Genomic DNA, 12,699 nt, shown 5'->3' on the forward strand with positions numbered 1-12,699 from the left:
GAGCCGCCGGCGCCGATCCAGCCAGGGAGGATCAGGGATGCGGATGATCAACAGGCGGCATTTCGTGGCGCTGGCGGCCGGCGGCGCGCTGCTGGCGCAGCAGAAGGCGCAAGCGCAGGCACTGCCGGCGCATGAGGCGGCGCTCTACGACGCAGCGAAGAAGGAAGGCGAGATCACCTGGTACACCGGCCAGATGCAGGCCGAGCCGTCGGAAGCCATCGGCCGCGCCTTCGGCGAGCGCTATCCGGGGGTGAAGGTCAATGTGGTGCGCAGCACCTCGCAGGTGGCCTTCCAGCGGCTGGCGCAGGACATGCGCGCGCGGGTCAACCAGTGCGACGTCTTCAGCAGCACCGATTACAGCCATGCCGCGCATCTGAAGCGCGGCGAGCAGCTGATGGCGTACAGGCCGGAGAATGCCAAGGGCCTGATCGAGGTGGCGCAGAAGGCCGCCGATCCGGACGGCTTTTTCCAGATCACCTATCTCGGCCTCTATCTGATGGCGCGGCACAGCGGCAATGTGCCGGAGGCCGAGGCGCCGACATCCTGGCGCGACCTGACCGATCCGCGCTGGAAGGACCGCATTGCCGTCGGCCATCCGGGCTATAGCGGCGCCATCACCGCCTGGTGCCTGATGATGCAGGAGAAATACGGCAAGGTCTACTTCAGGGAGCTGGAGCGCAACCGCCCGCTGATCGGCCGCTCCAGCGGCGATCCGGTGACGACGCTGAATGCCGGGGAACGGATGATCGGCGCGGCGATCCCCTCGGCGACCACGCTGCTCAGCATCTCGCGCGGCAATCCGGTGACGCTGATCTATCCGACCGACGGCACGCTGGTGGTGCCCTCGCCGACCGGCGCGCTGCGCGCCGCGCCGCATCCGAACGCCGCGAAGCTGTTCATGGAATTCGTCACCAGCCCGGCCTACCACGCCGCGACGCGCGAATATTTCGGTGAATCGCTGCGGCCGGAAGTGCCGCCGCCGCCGGGCGCGCGGCCGCTCGACAGCATCGCCCTGTACACGCCGAAGCCCGAGGATGTCGAAGCCAAGGCGCAGGACGTGAAGGACCTCTGGCGCGATACTTTCGGGATCTAGCCCAGCGACACCCCATCGCCGGCCCAACGAGGCCGGCGACCCGGAAAGAAAAAAAAGGAGGGAGGGATGACGGATCTGGGAAGGCGCGGCCTGCTCGCCGCCGCCGCCATCATCGGCGCCGCGCGGCCCGGCCGCGCCGCCGCGCTGCTGCCGCACGAACAGGAGCTCTACGCCGCCGCCCGGCGCGAGGGCGAGCTGACCTGGTATGCCGGGCAGCTCAGCGCCGAGCCCTGCGAGGCGGTGGGCAAGGCCTTCACCGAGCGCTATCCCGGCGTGCGGGTCAATGTGGTGCGCAGCACCTCGCAGGTCGCCTTCCAGCGCCTGTCGCAGGACATGCGCGCAGGTGTCGCGCAATGCGACGTGCTCAGCTCGACCGATTACAGCCATTCCTCCTCGCTGAAGCGCGACGGGCGGCTGCTGCAATACCGGCCGAGGAATGCCGAAGGGCTGCTCGACTTCGTCCGCAAGGCCGGCGATCCGGAGGATTTCTTCCACGTCTTCTATATCGGCGTGCATCTGCTGGCGCGGCGCAACGACCGCGTCTCGGAAGCCGAGGCGCCGAGATCGTGGAAGGCGCTGACCGAGCCGCGCTGGCGCGACCAGCTGGCGGTCGGCCATCCCGGCTATAGCGGCGCGATCGGCGCCTGGGCGGTGCTGCTGCGCAAGCTCTATGGCTGGGACTATTTCAAGGCGCTGGAGAAGAACCGGCCGCAGATCGGCCGTTCCTCGATCGACCCGGTGACCACGCTGAATGCCGGCGAGCGCAGCATCGGCGTGGCGATCCCCTCCGCCAGCACCCTGCTCAGCATGGCGCGCGGCAATCCGCTGTCGCTGGCCTATCCCGAGGACGGCACCGTGGTGGTGCCCTCGCCGAGCTGCATCCAGAAGACGGCGCCGCACCCCAATGCGGCGAAGCTGTTCATGGAATACTGCACCAGCGCCGACTACTTCCGCGTCACCCGCGCCTTCTTCAACGAATCGCTGCGCGCCGACGTGCCGCCGCCCGAGGGTGCGCGGCCGCTGGACCAGGTGAAGGTGATCATGCCGACACCGGAGGAGATCGAGAAGGGCGTGCCGGAGGTGAAAGAGCAATGGCGCGACACCTTCGGAATCTGACCCGCCGCCGTATCGCCGCAGAAGGATCCGCCGGCGCATGACCGAGACCGCGACCCTGACCAAACCGGCCATCGCGGCGCGCCCGCCCGGCGTGCTGACGCGGCTGCGCTATCTCGAGCCGTCCAACCTGCTCTGGCTGCTGCTGGTGCTGATCCTGCTGTTCCTGGTCGCCGTGCCGATCGGCAAGCTGCTGGTCGTCAGCTTCGAGCAGCAGGGCACCGGCGCCTTCACGCTCAGCAACTACGCGACCGCCTATGGCCGGGTGCGCTACCTGGAGGCGCTGGGCAATTCGCTGATCCTGGGCACCAGCGCGGCGCTGATGGCGGCGGTCTTCGCGGTGCCGATGGCCTGGGCGGTGTCGCGCACCGACATGCCGGGCAAGGGGCTGACCTGGGCGGCGGTGATGGGCGCGTTCATCATGCCGCCCTATCTGGGCGCGGTCGGCTGGATCCTGCTGGCGGGGCCGAATTCCGGCTTCCTGAACCAGGCCTGGCGCTGGGTGACCGGGGCCGAGGGCGCGCTGGTCAATGTCTACAGCTTTCCCGGCCTGGCGCTGGTCATCGCGCTGCATTCCTTTCCGTTGATCTTCATCTTCGTCAAATCGGCGCTCGACCTGATCTCGTCGGAGATGGAGGATGCGGCCAACATCCTCGGCGCCGGCACCATGACGGCGACGCGGCGGGTGACGCTGCCGCTGGTCTGGCCGGCGATCCTGGGTGGCGTCATCGTCGTCTTCCTGGAGACCATCGCGCTGTTCGGCACACCGGCGATCATCGGCATCCCGGCGCGGATCAACGTGGTGACGACGCAGCTCTGGCAGTTCTTCGAATATCCGGTGCGCGTCGAGGTCGCCGCCGCCTATGCCATGCCGCTGCTGCTGATCACCATCGGCATCATCCTGGCGCAGAAGCTGCTGCTGGCGCGCAAGGGCTATGTCTCGCAGACCGGCAAGGGCGGCGAGCGCCGCGTCATCCGCCTGGGCGTCTGGCGCTGGCCGGTCTTTCTCTACTGCGCCCTGGTCGGCTCGATGGCGGTGGTGATGCCGGTGGCCGTGCTGCTGCAATCCTCCTTCGCCAAGGCCTGGGGGCGCGGGCTGCTGGCGCCGGGCAACTTCACCTTCGACAACTACACCTACCTGCTGTTCCGCCACGAGATGGCGCTGAGCTCGATCTGGAACACCCTGTGGTACTCGGCGACGGCGGCGACGGCGGCGGTGCTGATCGCCGTGCTGGTGGCCTATATCGTCACCCGCAAGCTGGTGCCCTTCGGCTCGGCGCTGGGTTTTCTCGCCATGGCGCCCTTCGTCATCCCCGGCATCGTCATGGCGATCGGCTTCTACGCCGCCTATGCGGCGCCGCCGCTGGCGCTCTACGGCACGGCGCTGATCATCATCCTGGCCTTCACCGCGCGCTTCCTGCCGATCGCCTTCGCCAATGCCTCGGCCGCCGTGCGCTCGGTGCATCCGGAGATGGAGGAGGCCGCGCGCATCCTGGGCGGCGGCCGGCTGATGACGGTGGCCCGCATCACCGCGCCGCTGATCCGCCGCAGCCTGCTGGGCGGCTGGCTGATCGTCTTCATCGTCGCCTCGCGCGAGCTGTCCTCGGCCGTCTTCCTGGTCGGGCCGCGCACCCGCACCATGGCGGTGCTGCTCTACGACCTGAGCGAGGCGGGCAATTTCGAGGTGCTCTCGGCCTTCGGCGGGCTGCTGCTCGCCATCACCCTGATCCTCGTCGGCATCGGCATGAAGCTGGCCGGCCGCGACTTCATGCTGCGGAGGAACTGACCCCATGCCCCGTCTGACCCTGAAGGGCCTCGGCAAGGCCTATGGCACGCTGAAGGTGGTGGACGATGTCGACCTGACGCTGGAGGAAGGGGAGTTCGTCTCGCTGCTCGGCCCCTCCGGCTGCGGCAAGACCACCACGCTCCGCATGATCGCCGGCTTCGTCGAGCCGACCGCCGGCAGCATCACGCTGAACGGCAAGGTGCTCTCCGCGCCCGGCGCGGTGCTGCCGCCGGAGAAGCGCGGCATGTCGATGATCTTCCAGAGCTATGCCATCTGGCCGAACATGACCGTCGCCGAGAATGTCGGCTTCGGCCTGACCCTGAAGAAGCTGCCGCGCGAGGAGATCCGCACCAAGGTCACCCGCATCCTCGAGGTGGTGCAGATGGCGCATCTGGCCGACCGCTACCCGGCCGAGCTCTCGGGCGGGCAGCAGCAGCGCGTGGCGCTGGCCCGCGCCATCGTGGTGCAGCCGGCGGTGCTGCTGCTGGACGAGCCGCTGTCCAATCTCGACGCCAACCTGCGCGAGGAGATGCGCTTCGAGATCCGCCGCCTGCATGACGAGTTCCGCGTCACCACCGTCTATGTCACCCATGACCAGGCCGAGGCCATGGCGACGGCCGACCGCATCGCGGTGATGCAGGGCGGGCGGATCGAGCAGGTGGACGCGCCGCATGTCATCTATACCCGGCCGCGTACCCGCTTCGTCGCCGGCTTCATCGGCCGCACCAACCTGCTGGAGGGCCGCCTCGCCAATGGCGAGGTCGGGCTGGACGGCTTCGCCCTGCGCTCCGACCAGATCCCCGGCGGCATGCCGGCCGCCTCGCAGCCGATCCTGCTGTCGCTGCGGCCGCAGGGCATGGCGCTGCATCGCGGCCGCCCGGCCGGCGGGCGGGAGGGCGTGCCGCTGCTGGCGGCCACCGTCGCCCAGCGCACCTATCTGGGCGAATCCTGGGACTATGTGGTGCGGCCGGAGGCCAGCGGGCTGAAGCTGCGCGTCACCGCGCCGCCGCTGCAGGTGCATGAGGTGGGCGAGAGCGTCTGGCTGGAGATCGACCCGCAGCAGATCGCCGTGGTGAACTGAGCCCGGAGCCGCCACGGCAGCCAGAAGGAAGCGTTGCCAGACCGGTCCGCTTCGGGCATGGCCCTGGCAGTCCCTTCGGAGAACCGTCTGGCATGCGCACCCTCTTCCTCGACTGCTTCGATGACATGGTCCCGCTGTGGCAGGCCGTGGCGGCGCCCGGCGACCCGGCGGTGACGGTCAACATCGCCCCGGGCCAGCCGGACGACATCCCTGCCCTGCTGGCCGGCCATGCGGTCTGCATCGTCGACCACAGCTATTTCGACGCGGCGCTGCTCGGCCGCTGCCCCGACCTGCGCCACATCGTCTTCCTCGGCACCGGGGCCGGCAGCTTCATCGACCTGGCGGCGGCCGAGCGGCACGGCATCACGGTCCACACCATCAAGGGCTATGGCGACACCACGGTCGCCGAGCACACCATCGCCCTGGCCCTGGCCGCGGCGCGCGGCGTCGCCCGGATGGACCGCGAGGTGCGCGTCGGCCAGTGGCGCCAGGTCGAGGGGCTGCAGATCTTTGGCAAGACGCTCGGCATCATCGGGCTGGGCGGCATCGGGCGCGAGGTGGCGCGGATGGGCCAGGGGCTCGGCATGAAGGTGCTGGCCTGGAACCGCAGCCCGCTGGACAACCCCGCCGCCCCGCTGGCGCCGCTGGAGACGGTGCTGGCAGAGGCCGATATCCTCTGCCTGACCCTGGCGCTGAACGACGGCACCCGCGGCTTCCTCGATGCCGGCCGGCTGGCGATGACCAGGCGCGGGGTGATCTTCGTCAACACGGCGCGGGCCGACATCGTCGACAACGCCGCCCTGGCCGCCCTGCTGCGCGAGGGGCATGTGCGCCATGCCGCCATTGATGTCTTCAGCCAGGAGCCGCCGGCCGCCGACGACCCGCTGCTGGGGCTGGAGAATGTCACGCTGACGGCGCATGCCGGCTTCATGACGCCGGAAGCCACCATGACCATGCTGCGCCGGGCGCTGGACATCGTCAAAGGCCTCGGCGGCTGAGCCATGCGAAAGGGGGGCCGCCCGCGCCGGGCGACCCCCCTCCTTCAGGCCCCTGCGCGCTGGCGGCAGGGTGTCAGCGGTCGTTGACCTCGAGCTGGCGGTTCACCCGCAGCGCGGCCAGGGTGCAGAGCACGCCGGAGAGCAGGTAACCGCCCACCGCCGCCGGACCGATCAGGTCGGACAGGCTGAGCGCCACCAGCGGCGCGAAGGCGGCGCCCAGCAGCCAGGCCAGATCCGAGGTCAGGGCCGCGCCGGTATAGCGGAAGCGCTGCGAGAAGTTCGAGGCGAGCGCGCCGCTGGCCTGGCCGAAGGACAGGCCCAGCAGGGTGAAGCCGATCAGCACGAAGAGGGTCTCGCCGTGGCGGCCGCCATTCAGCAGGAAGGGCGAGGCCAGGGCGAAGCCGCCGATCAGCACCGCGCCGATGGCGAGCTGGCTGCGCCGGCCGATCCGGTCGGCCAGCAGGCCGGAGATCACGACGCTGACCACGCAGAGCCCGGCCCCCATCAGCTGCACCGACATGAAGTCGGCCGGCGAGCGGTCGGTGTTCAGCGCGATCCAGGCCAGCGGGAAGACCGTGACCAAGTGGAACAGGGCGAAGCTGGCCAGCGGCACGAAGGCGCCGATCAGCACGGTCCGCCCCTCCTGGTCAAGCAGCGAGAAGACCGTGGTCGGCTGCAGCTCGTGCTTGTCCAGCAGGGTCGAGAATTCGCGGGTGGCGACCAGGCGCAGCCGGGCGAAGAGGGCGACGACGTTCACCGCGAAGGCGACGAAGAAGGGGTAGCGCCAGCCCCAATCCAGGAAGTCCTGGGTGGGCAGGGTGCCATAGAGATAGGCGAAGAGGCCGCTGGCCAGGCCGAAGCCGAGCGGCGCGCCGAGCTGCGGCATCATCGCATACCAGCCGCGCTTGTGCTGCGGAGCGTTCAGCGAGAGCAGCGAGGCCAGCCCGTCCCAGACGCCGCCCAGCGCGAAGCCCTGGCCGAGGCGGAACAGCGCCAGCGCGGCCACGGCCCACCAGCCGATCTTCTCGAAGCCGGGCAGGAAGGCGATCGAGGCGGTGGAACCGCCCAGCAGGAAGAGCGCGACCGTCAGCTTGGTACCGCGGCCATAGCGGCGGTCGACCGCCATGAAGACCAGCGAGCCCACCGGGCGCGCCAGGAAGGCCAGGGGGAAGATGGCGAAGGCCATCAGCGTGCCCTGCAGCGGGCTGAACTGCGGGAAGAACAGCGCCGGGAAGACCAGGGCCGAGCCGATCGCATAGACGAAAAAGTCGAAGAACTCCGAGGTCCGCCCGATGATGACGCCCAGGGCGATGTCACCGGCGGAGGCCTCGTGGTCATCGGCATTGACCAGGCGGGCGTCGCGTTCCAGCGAGGCCGAATGCAATGCCGCGTCAGGCATTTGACTCATGAATTCCGCCCCTCTTTCAACATTTTAGAATGAGTCGGGCGACGAACATGCCGCCCGCCTCGTTGTAGTCCCGAACCTGTCAAGTCAGGTCGGGCTACAGGAATGCTAACAGGGGCGGCGATAGGACAAAACGTCCAATCCCTGCCGCTATAGCCCCTGCTTAAATAGAGTGCACCGCAGCATGGTTTCCTGAGCGAGTGGCATGCCCCCGAAGATTCTGCGCATCCTGGCCCTGCTTCCGCTGGGCCTCTTCCTCACCGGTTGCAACCTGGTGATCATGTCCCCCTCGGGGGATGTCGCCGCCCAGCAACGTGACCTGATCATCGCCTCCACGGTGCTGATGCTGCTGATCATCGTGCCGGTGATGCTGCTGACCCTGTTCTTCGCCTGGCGCTACCGGGCCTCGAACAAGGCGGCCACCTACGACCCGGAATGGCATCACTCGACCAAGCTCGAGGTGGTGATCTGGGCCGCGCCGCTGGCCATCATCATCGTGCTCGGCGCCATGACCTGGACGGCGACGCATCTGCTCGACCCCTATCGCCCGCTGGCCCGCATCGACGCCGACCGGCCGGTGACGGCGGAGCACAAGCCGCTCACCGTCGAGGTCGTGGCGCTCGACTGGAAATGGCTGTTCATCTACCCCGAGCAGGGTTTCGCCACGGTGAACGAGCTGGCGGCGCCGGTCGATACGCCGATCAACTTCCGCATCACCGCCTCCTCGGTGATGAACGCCTTCTCGATCCCCGCCATGGCCGGGATGATCTATGCCATGCCGGGCATGGAGACGAAGCTGCATGCGGTGATCAACCGCGAGGGCGTCTATGACGGCCTGTCGTCGAACTACAGCGGCGCCGGCTTCTCCGACATGCGCTTCAAGTTCCACGGGCTGAGCCAGCAGGGCTTCGACGCCTGGGTGGCGCAGAACAAGGCGGCCGGCGGCACGCTGGACCGCGCCGGCTATCTCGAGCTCGAGCGCCCCTCGGTGCGCGACCCGGTGCGCCGCTTCGCCAGCCTGGACCCGGAGCTGTTCACTGCGGTGCTCAACCGCTGCGTCGACGCCGCCAAGATGTGCACCAGCGAGATGATGCGCATCGACGCCGCCGGCGGCCTCGGCCCCGCCGGGCTGCTGAACGTCGCCGCCCTGGAATACGACAAGACCCAGCGCCGCGGCGCCGGCAGCCCCGCCGCGGCGGCGCAGCGCAACACCACGCAGCGCTTCGTGCTCGCCCTCTGCACCCCCGCCGATCCGGTCGGCGTGCGGCAGGAGGTGGCGCAGGCCCCCACGGCCGCGACCGCCGCGCCCGCCGGGCAGGTCAACTGAGCCACGCCCACGGAATGACAACGGAACGATAGATTAGCCCCATGTCGCCGCCCCTTCCGGACCAAATCTCGCCGGTGTTCGGCCGCCTCACGCTGAACGCCCTGCCCCTGCACGAGCCGATCCTGGTCGCCACCTTCATCGCGGTCGCCCTTGGCGGCCTGGCGGTGATCGCCGCGCTGACCCGCTTCAGGCTCTGGGGCTATCTCTGGCGCGAATGGCTGACCACGGTCGACCACAAGCGCATCGGCATCATGTATGTCATCCTGGCGCTGGTCATGCTGCTGCGTGGCTTCTCCGATGCGCTGATGATGCGGGCCCAGCAGGCGATCGCCTTCGGCGGTGCCGAGGGCTACCTGCCGCCGCACCACTATGATCAGATCTTCACCGCCCATGGTGTGATCATGATCTTCTTCTTCGCCATGCCGCTGGTGACGGGGCTGATGAACTTCGTGGTGCCGCTGCAGATCGGCGCGCGCGACGTGGCCTTCCCCTTCCTGAACAATTTTTCGTTCTGGATGACGGCGGCGGGTGCGGCGATCGTCATGATGTCGCTGTTCGTCGGCGAGTTCGCGCAGACCGGCTGGCTGGCCTATCCGCCCCTCTCGGGCTCCGCCTACAGCCCCGGGGTCGGCGTCGACTACTATATCTGGGCGCTGCAGATCGCCGGCGTCGGAACGCTGCTGTCGGGCGTCAACCTGGTGGCCACCATCGTCAAGATGCGCGCCCCCGGCATGACCATGATGAAGCTGCCGGTCTTCACCTGGACCTCGCTCTGCACCAACGTGCTGATCGTGGCCGCCTTCCCGGTGCTGACGGCCGTGCTCGTACTGCTGTCGCTCGATCGTTACGTGGGGACCAACTTCTTCACCAACGACTTCGGCGGCAACCCGATGATGTACGTCAACCTCATCTGGATCTGGGGCCACCCGGAAGTCTACATCCTGATCCTGCCGGCCTTCGGCATCTTCTCCGAGGTCGTCTCGACCTACAGCTCGAAGCGTCTCTTCGGCTATACCTCGATGGTCTATGCGACCGTCGTGATCACCATCCTGTCCTACATCGTCTGGCTGCACCATTTCTTCACCATGGGCAGCGGCGCCAGCGTGAATTCCTTCTTCGGCATCACGACGATGATCATCTCGATCCCGACGGGCGCCAAGATCTTCAACTGGCTGTTCACCATGTACCGCGGCCGCATCCGCTTCGAGCTGCCGATGCTCTGGACCATCGGCTTCATGATCACCTTCGTGATCGGCGGCATGACCGGCGTGCTGCTGGCCGTCCCGCCGGCCGACTTCCAGCTGCACAACAGCCTGTTCCTGATCGCGCATTTCCACAACGTCATCATCGGCGGCGTGGTCTTCGGCCTGCTGGCGGGCATCACCTACTGGTTCCCCAAGGCCTTCGGCTTCAAGCTGGACCCGTTCTGGGGCAAGGTCTCCTTCTGGTGCTGGCTGATCGGCTTCTACCTGGCCTTCATGCCGCTCTACGTGCTGGGCCTGATGGGCGTGACCCGCCGCGTCAGCCGCTTCGAGGACCCCTCGCTGCAGATCTGGTTCGTCATCGCCGCCATCGGCGCGCTGCTGATCGCGGTCGGCATCGGCGCCTTCCTGCTGCAGATCGTCGTCAGCTTCCTGCGTCGGGACAAGCTGCGCGACCTGACCGGCGACCCCTGGGGCGGCCGCACCCTGGAATGGGCCACCTCCTCGCCGCCGCCGGACTACAACTTCGCCTTCACCCCGGTGATCCACAGCCATGACGCCTGGTGGCACATGAAGGGCCGCGGCTATGTGCGCCCGACCTCCGGCTTCCACCCGATCCACATGCCGAAGAACACCGGCACCGGCGTGATCCTGGCCGGCCTCTCGGTCGCCTTCGCGGTCGGCATGATCTGGTACATGTGGTGGCTGGCGGCGCTGGGCTTCGCCGCGATCGTCATCGTCTCGATCGGGCACACCTTCAACTATGACCGCGACTTCTACATCCCGGCCGAGGACGTGGCCGCGGCCGAGGACCGTCGCAGCCGCCAGCTCTCGGCGGCGGAGTGAGCAGCATGGCCGCGCATCCGATCGACCCCCCCGACACCATGACCAGCGCCGATGGCAAGCCGCTGTTCCATCTGATGGACGGGCGGGAGACCGTGCACCCCGGCGACGGGACCATGCTCGGCTTCTGGATCTACCTGATGAGCGACTGCCTGATCTTCGCAGTCCTCTTCGCGACCTATGGCGTGGTCGGCCGCAACTACGCGGCCGGCCCCTCGCCGCAGGACCTGTTCGACCTGCCGCTGGTCGCCCTCAACACCTCGATGCTGCTGTTCTCCTCGATCACCTATGGCTTCGCCATGCTGGAGATGGCGCGCAACCGGAAGGGCGCCACGCTGTTCTGGCTGGGCGTCACGGGGATCTTCGGCGCCGCCTTCATCGGGCTCGAGCTCTACGAGTTCCACCACCTGATCCATGTCGGCGCGACGCCGCAGCGCAGCGCCTTCCTCTCCGCCTTCTTCACCCTGGTCGGCACCCACGGGCTGCACGTCACCTTCGGCCTGATCTGGCTGGTGACGCTGATGGTCCAGGTCGGCCGCGGCGGGCTGACGGTGGCCAATCGCCGCCGGCTGAACTGCCTCAGCCTGTTCTGGCACTTCCTGGACGTGGTCTGGATCGGCGTCTTCTCCTACGTCTACCTGATGGGGGTGCTCCAGTGAGCGCGCAGCCGCACGGCCATGCCGGCCACCACGATCACGGGCATGGCCACGGCCATGACGACCACCATGACGGCGCCGCGCATGGCACCTTCAAGGGCTATGTGACCGGCTTCCTGCTCTCGGTCATCCTCACCGCCATTCCCTTCTGGCTGGTGATGGGCGAGGTCTTCTCCAGCCCGCGGGTTACCGCGGCGCTGGTCATGGCCTTCGCCGTGGTGCAGATCGTCGTCCACATGATCTACTTCCTGCACATGAACGGGAAGTCGGAGGGGGGCTGGACCATGCTGGCCCTGATCTTCACCCTGATCCTGGTGGTGATCACCATCGCCGGCTCGCTCTGGGTGATGTACCACCTCGACACCAACATGATGCCGATGGGCGCGCATGACATGCGCAGCATGCCCTAGCACATGCCCCCCGCCGAGCCGGCTGCGGAAGGCCCGCGGCCTTCCCCGCCGGCGAGGATGGGCACGGTCCGGCTGGCCCTGCTGCTGGGCCTGGCCCTCCTCGGCATCGTCGCCCTCCTGGGGCTCGGCACCTGGCAGGTCGAGCGCCGCGCCTGGAAGCTGGCGCTGATCGACCGCATCGAGAGCCGGGTCAGCGCCCCGGCCCTCCCCGCCCCGGGCCCGGCCGAATGGCCCGGCATCGACGCGGCCTCGGCCGAATACCGCCATGTCGCGCTCCGCGGGCGCTTCCTGCCCGGCCCCGACCGGCTGGTGCTGGCGGCGACCAGCCGCGGCGCCGGCTTCTGGGTGCTGGCCCCCTTCCGCACCGAGGCCGGCTTCCTGGTGCTGGTCAATCGCGGCTTCATCGCCACCGACCAGCGCGATCCCTCGGCGCGCGCGGCCCCCGCCGGCCCGCAAACCCTCACCGGCCTGCTGCGCATCACCGAGCCGGGCGGTGGCTTCCTGCGCAGCAACGACCCCAGCGCCGGCCGCTGGTATTCGCGCGACGTCGTCGCGCTGGCCGCCGATCTGGGGATCGACCGCGATCCGGGCGGCGTCGCGCCCTATTTCGTCGATGCCGCCGCCGGGCCCGACCCCGCCGCCCTGCCGGTCGGCGGGCTGACGGTGATCAGCTTCCACAACAACCACCTGGTCTATGCGGTCACCTGGTTCTCCCTGGCCCTGATGCTGGCGGGGGCGAGCACCTATCTGATCCGCGAGGAGTGGCGCGCGCGCCGCCGCTGACG

11 protein-coding genes are annotated in these 12,699 nt (G+C 68.5%); 10 read left to right on the forward strand and 1 reads right to left on the reverse strand.

What is annotated here, in order from left to right; translation table 11 throughout:
- Positions 1 to 43 precede the first annotated feature (43 nt).
- From WFI16_RS16130 to WFI16_RS16150, 5 genes are all read left to right on the forward strand, one after another.
- Positions 44 to 1,093: an ABC transporter substrate-binding protein gene (locus tag WFI16_RS16130; protein WP_419898854.1), complete on the forward strand. Its 1,050-nt coding sequence runs from the start codon at positions 44 to 46 to the stop codon at positions 1,091 to 1,093.
- Between the two features lie 66 nt (positions 1,094 to 1,159).
- Entirely contained in the window at positions 1,160 to 2,209 is a 1,050-nt protein-coding gene (locus WFI16_RS16135; RefSeq protein ID WP_419898855.1) for an ABC transporter substrate-binding protein, read from the forward strand.
- Between the two features lie 37 nt (positions 2,210 to 2,246).
- Positions 2,247 to 3,992: an ABC transporter permease gene (locus tag WFI16_RS16140; RefSeq protein WP_419898856.1), complete on the forward strand. Its 1,746-nt coding sequence runs from the start codon at positions 2,247 to 2,249 to the stop codon at positions 3,990 to 3,992.
- A 4-nt stretch (positions 3,993 to 3,996) separates the two neighbouring features.
- Positions 3,997 to 5,073, forward strand: a complete 1,077-nt coding sequence (locus tag WFI16_RS16145; protein ID WP_419898857.1) for an ABC transporter ATP-binding protein — start codon at positions 3,997 to 3,999, stop codon at positions 5,071 to 5,073.
- 92 nt (positions 5,074 to 5,165) lie between these two features.
- On the forward strand, positions 5,166 to 6,071 hold the full coding sequence (locus WFI16_RS16150) for a 2-hydroxyacid dehydrogenase (RefSeq protein WP_419898858.1): 906 nt from the start codon (positions 5,166 to 5,168) through the stop codon (positions 6,069 to 6,071).
- A 73-nt stretch (positions 6,072 to 6,144) separates the two neighbouring features.
- On the opposite strand, the gene WFI16_RS16155 is transcribed toward WFI16_RS16150, so the two are convergent.
- Complete coding sequence (locus tag WFI16_RS16155) at positions 6,145 to 7,479, reverse strand: MFS transporter (protein WP_419898859.1); 1,335 nt, start codon at positions 7,477 to 7,479, stop codon at positions 6,145 to 6,147.
- Between the two features lie 202 nt (positions 7,480 to 7,681).
- On the opposite strand from WFI16_RS16155, the gene cyoA reads away from it, so the two are divergent.
- The 5 genes from cyoA to WFI16_RS16180 all read left to right on the forward strand — a co-directional run bounded on the left by cyoA (position 7,682) and on the right by WFI16_RS16180 (position 12,697).
- A complete protein-coding gene (cyoA, locus tag WFI16_RS16160) occupies positions 7,682 to 8,803 on the forward strand; it encodes a ubiquinol oxidase subunit II (protein ID WP_419898860.1) in 1,122 nt (373 codons plus the stop codon).
- Between the two features lie 74 nt (positions 8,804 to 8,877).
- Positions 8,878 to 10,851 (forward strand): cytochrome o ubiquinol oxidase subunit I, encoded by a 1,974-nt coding sequence (gene cyoB, locus WFI16_RS16165; protein ID WP_442970701.1) that lies wholly within the window; start codon positions 8,878 to 8,880, stop codon positions 10,849 to 10,851.
- A 74-nt stretch (positions 10,852 to 10,925) separates the two neighbouring features.
- Positions 10,926 to 11,507, forward strand: coding sequence for a cytochrome o ubiquinol oxidase subunit III (gene cyoC / locus WFI16_RS16170; protein ID WP_442970702.1), 582 nt, complete (start codon positions 10,926 to 10,928; stop codon positions 11,505 to 11,507).
- Positions 11,504 to 11,914: a cytochrome o ubiquinol oxidase subunit IV gene (cyoD, locus tag WFI16_RS16175; protein ID WP_419898863.1), complete on the forward strand. Its 411-nt coding sequence runs from the start codon at positions 11,504 to 11,506 to the stop codon at positions 11,912 to 11,914. Before cyoC ends, cyoD begins: the two co-directional genes overlap by 4 nt.
- Before the next feature lie 3 nt (positions 11,915 to 11,917).
- Positions 11,918 to 12,697, forward strand: a complete 780-nt coding sequence (locus WFI16_RS16180) for an SURF1 family protein (protein ID WP_419898864.1) — start codon at positions 11,918 to 11,920, stop codon at positions 12,695 to 12,697.
- Positions 12,698 to 12,699 lie beyond the last annotated feature (2 nt).

It is taken from the genome of Roseomonas sp. USHLN139, assembly GCF_037145735.1.
In the GTDB taxonomy this organism is placed as follows: domain Bacteria; phylum Pseudomonadota; class Alphaproteobacteria; order Acetobacterales; family Acetobacteraceae; genus Pseudoroseomonas.

Bases quoted from the DNA above. Each gene is read 5' to 3' on its own strand.
- WFI16_RS16130 (WP_419898854.1), top strand. From the start codon at position 44: ATGATCAACAGGCGGCATTTCGTGGCGCTGGCGGCCGGCGGCGCGCTG.
- WFI16_RS16135 (WP_419898855.1), top strand. From the start codon at position 1,160: ATGACGGATCTGGGAAGGCGCGGCCTGCTCGCCGCCGCCGCCATCATC.
- WFI16_RS16140 (WP_419898856.1), top strand. From the start codon at position 2,247: ATGACCGAGACCGCGACCCTGACCAAACCGGCCATCGCGGCGCGCCCG.
- WFI16_RS16145 (WP_419898857.1), top strand. From the start codon at position 3,997: ATGCCCCGTCTGACCCTGAAGGGCCTCGGCAAGGCCTATGGCACGCTG.
- WFI16_RS16150 (WP_419898858.1), top strand. From the start codon at position 5,166: ATGCGCACCCTCTTCCTCGACTGCTTCGATGACATGGTCCCGCTGTGG.
- WFI16_RS16155 (WP_419898859.1), bottom strand. From the start codon at position 7,479: ATGAGTCAAATGCCTGACGCGGCATTGCATTCGGCCTCGCTGGAACGC.
- cyoA (WP_419898860.1), top strand. From the start codon at position 7,682: ATGCCCCCGAAGATTCTGCGCATCCTGGCCCTGCTTCCGCTGGGCCTC.
- cyoC (WP_442970702.1), top strand. From the start codon at position 10,926: ATGGACGGGCGGGAGACCGTGCACCCCGGCGACGGGACCATGCTCGGC.
- WFI16_RS16180 (WP_419898864.1), top strand. From the start codon at position 11,918: ATGCCCCCCGCCGAGCCGGCTGCGGAAGGCCCGCGGCCTTCCCCGCCG.